The sequence below is a fragment of the Mesorhizobium sp. M7A.F.Ca.AU.002.02.1.1 genome, assembly GCF_003998535.1.
In the GTDB taxonomy this organism is placed as follows: Bacteria; Pseudomonadota; Alphaproteobacteria; order Rhizobiales; family Rhizobiaceae; genus Mesorhizobium; species Mesorhizobium ciceri.
Map to the genome: position 1 here is coordinate 1 of NZ_RZPB01000615.1, position 3,583 is coordinate 3,583.

A 3,583-nucleotide genomic window follows, 5' to 3' on the forward strand; every position below is an offset into this window, starting at 1 on the left:
ACCGTGAACAACGCATGCAGCGCACCCATCAGCATGCCGGTCAGCACCGCCGCCAGCACGCCGAGCCACAGGCTGCCGCTGAGGCTGGCAGCGGTGAAGCCTGTCATCGCCGACAAAAGCATGATGCCTTCGATGCCGAGATTGAGCACGCCGGCCCGTTCCGAGAACATTTCGCCCAGCGTTGCAAAAGCCAGCGGCGTGGCGATACGAATGATCGCGGCCAGAAAACCGACCTGGAAGATCTGTTCGAACACCGCGCTCATCGGGCAACCCCGACGCGGCGGATGCGATAGGCGGTGAACAGCAGCGCCACCAGCATGGCGAGCAGTGCAGTGCCCTGGATGACATCGCTGAGGAAGGCCGGCACGCCGGTCGCCCGCGACATCGCCTCGGCGCCGGTCATCACGGCGGCAAGGAAGATCGCCGCCGGCACGACGCCAAGCGGGTTGAGCCGCGCCAGCATGGCAACGACGATGCCGGAATAGCCGTAGCCCGGCGAGATGTCGCTCATCACCTGGAAATGCACGCCGCCGACCTCGCCGACGCCGGCCAGTCCGGCCAGCGCGCCGGACAGCAGCGCTGTCGAGATCAGCACGCGCTCGACATGGATGCCGCCATATCTGGCCGCTTCCGGGTTTTCGCCGGTGACCCTTATCCTGAAGCCGAGCGTGGTGCGCACGATCAGGAACCAGATCAGCGGTGCCGCCAGCAGCGCCACGATAACGCCGAGATGCAGCCTTGTACCTTCGATCAGCACAGGGAAATTGGCCGAATCCTCTATCGGCGGCGAGATCGGATAGCCGCTGAAGGAGTCCTTCCACGGTCCTTCGATCAGCGCCATCAGCGCGTAGTAGATGACCGAGTTGAGCAGCAGCGAACTGACGACATCGTCGACCTTGAATTTTACCCTGAGGGTCGCCGGCACCAGCGCGACCGCGGCCCCGGCCGCAGCGCCTGCGACCGCCATCAACACCATGGCGAGCGGTCCCGGCATCGGGATGGCGCCGACAAAGCAGCTGGCCACCGCGCCGGCCAGCAATTGACCCTCGGCGCCGATGTTCCAGAATTTTGCCCGGAAGGCGACCGCCACCGCCAGTCCGGTGAAGATCATCGGCGCGGCGCGCACCATCGTTTCGGTGATCGCATAGCTGTCGCCCAGCGAGGCCGTGAACATCACGCCATACGCATCGAGCACGCCGGCGCCGGCCAGCGCGATCAGGCCACTGCACAGGACAAGCGTCGCGCCGATAGCCAGCAGCGGCAAAGCGAGGTTGAACCAGGCCGGCGTAGAGGTGCGGACTTCCAGGCGAAACATCAGCTGTGCCCCTCCGCCCCGGTCATCATCAGGCCGAGCTGTGCGATCGTTGCATCGGCGCTGTCGAGCGTGCCGACAATGCGGCCCTCATACATCACCGCGATGCGATCGCAGAGCACCAGCAGCTCTTCCAGATCCTCGCCGATGACGATGATGCCGCAGCCCTTGGCCCGCATGTCGAGGAACTTTTCGTGGATGAAACGCGCCGCGCCGATATCGAGCCCGCGCGTCGGTTGCGAGACGATCAGAACCTTCGGGTCGAAGGCCAGTTCGCGTGCCAAGAGCGCCTTCTGCAGATTGCCGCCGGACAGCGCTCCCGCGCGGGTCATCGGCCCGGGGCACCTTATATCATAGGCCTTGATCTGCTCTTCCGCGAAGGCGCGGATCGTATCCGGCTTGAGCAGGCCCTTGCTGCTGAACGCGGCGGTGCCGATGCGCGGCAACACCATCGAATCCGCGAGCGGCAGGTTGGTAACCAGCCCCGTCGTCATACGGTCTTCCGGGATGCGGCCAAGACCGAGCGCCTGCACTTCGCGCGGCGAAAAGCGTGAGACTTTCTGGCCGGCGATCGTCATCCGGCCGGCGTCAGGTACGCGCACGCCGGAGATGACCTCCGCCAGCGCGCGCTGGCCATTGCCCGACACGCCGGCAATGCCGAGGATCTCGCCTGCACGCACGGCAAGCGACACGTCGCGCAGCGCCGTACCCGAATGACGCGAGGTGGAAATGCCGTCGAGGGTCAGCACCGCAGCACCGGGCGTCGACTGTCCCCGCGCCGGCGGCACGATCTCATGGCCGCACATCAGTTGCGCCATTGCGGACGATGTCGTGTTGGCGGGATCGTCGACGCGGCCGGCGACGCGCCCATGCCGCAGCACTGTGCAGCGATGCGTCAGTGCCCGCACCTCGTTGAGCTTGTGCGAAATGAAAATGATGCCGAGCCCTTGCGCCGCCATCGACCGCAACGCCGAAAACAGCCCGTCGACCTCGCTCGGCGCCAGCACCGCCGTCGGCTCGTCGAGGATCAAGAGCCTGGCGCCGCGAAACAGTGCCTTGACGATTTCGAGCCGCTGCTGCTCGCCGACCGACAGCGCCGAGACCGGAAGATCGGGATCAAGCGTCAGCCCATGCTGGCGGCCGATCTCGGCCAGCCGCGCCAGCCCGCCGGCGCGGTCGATCCGCCCTGTCTTGCCGGGAATGCCTATCAGCAGGTTCTCCAGCACCGTCAGCCTTGGCGCCAGATGAAAATGCTGGTGCACCATGCCGATGCCGGCGGCTAGCGCATCGGCGGAACTTGTGATCCGCACCGGCCTGCCCTGGATGAGAATCTCGCCGGCGTCGGGCGCATAGGCGCCGAACAGCACGTTCATCAGCGTCGTCTTGCCGGCGCCGTTCTCGCCCAGCAGCCCGAGGATCTCGCCCGGCGCGACGCTAAGGTCGACAGCCTCGTTCGCCTTGACGGCGCCGAAGTGTTTGGTGATGCCGCGCATTTCGATGAGGGGGGCGGACAAGGGGGCTCCTGAACGTACGGGCTTTGCGATTCAGCTTTGATTGAGAGGAATGCGCTGCACCCCCCTCTGGCCTGCCGGCCATCTCCCCCTCAAGGGGGAGATTGGATGTCATATCGGCTTTCGCCAATTTTCTTGAAAGAACAGCGCGTCGCCGAAACTGCTAATCTCCCCCCTTGAGGGGAGATGTCCGGCAGGGCAGAGGGGGGCGCCTAGCGCCAGCCCCTCAAACCAGAACTCAATCCGAAACCGGCGTGTTCTCGTCCACGTCGACGCGGAAATTGCCTTCGAGTATCTCGGCTTTCTTCTTTTCGACCAGCTCCTTCACGTCCGCCGGCAGCGTCTTGTCGAACTTGTGGTAAGGCGCCAGATGCGAGCCGCCCTTGGCCATGCGCGAGAAGTCGCCATAGTCCTGCGCGGTGAAGACGCCGGCCTTGACCAGCTTGATCGCCTGTTCGACCGTCGGATACATGTCCCAGACCGGGCCGGTGATGACCGTATCCGGGCCGAGACTCGATTGGTCGGACATGTTGGAGATGGCAAGGATCTTCTTGTCGACCGCCGCTTCGATGACACCGAAGCGCTCGGCATAGATGACGTCGACACCGGCGTCGATCTGCGCGACCGCCGCTTCCTTGGCCTTGGGCGGATCGAAGAAAGAGCCGATGAAGGCGACCTTCTTCTTGATGTTCGGGTTGACCTCCTTGGCGCCGGCGAAGAAGGCGTTGACCAGCCGGTTCACTTCCGGAATGCCCATCGC

At 64.9% G+C, this 3,583-nt stretch carries 3 protein-coding genes and 1 pseudogene; all 4 read right to left on the reverse strand.

Annotated features, from left to right (window positions below; genetic code table 11):
* Positions 1-263 (reverse strand): annotated as a pseudogene (locus EN879_RS27890) (ABC transporter permease); the annotation flags it as partial.
* Entirely contained in the window at positions 260-1,315 is a 1,056-nt protein-coding gene (locus tag EN879_RS27895; RefSeq protein WP_063169488.1) for an ABC transporter permease, read from the reverse strand. The gene EN879_RS27895 and the pseudogene EN879_RS27890, both read right to left, overlap by 4 nt.
* Positions 1,315-2,826, reverse strand: coding sequence for an ABC transporter ATP-binding protein (locus tag EN879_RS27900; RefSeq protein WP_063169489.1), 1,512 nt, complete (start codon positions 2,824-2,826; stop codon positions 1,315-1,317). The genes EN879_RS27895 and EN879_RS27900 overlap by 1 nt, the downstream gene beginning before the upstream one ends.
* Before the next feature lie 235 nt (positions 2,827-3,061).
* On the reverse strand, positions 3,062-3,583 hold a 522-nt coding region (locus EN879_RS27905; protein ID WP_127274382.1), incomplete at its 5' end, for a BMP family protein.

Bases quoted from the DNA above. Each gene is read 5' to 3' on its own strand.
- EN879_RS27895 (WP_063169488.1), bottom strand. From the start codon at position 1,315: ATGTTTCGCCTGGAAGTCCGCACCTCTACGCCGGCCTGGTTCAACCTC.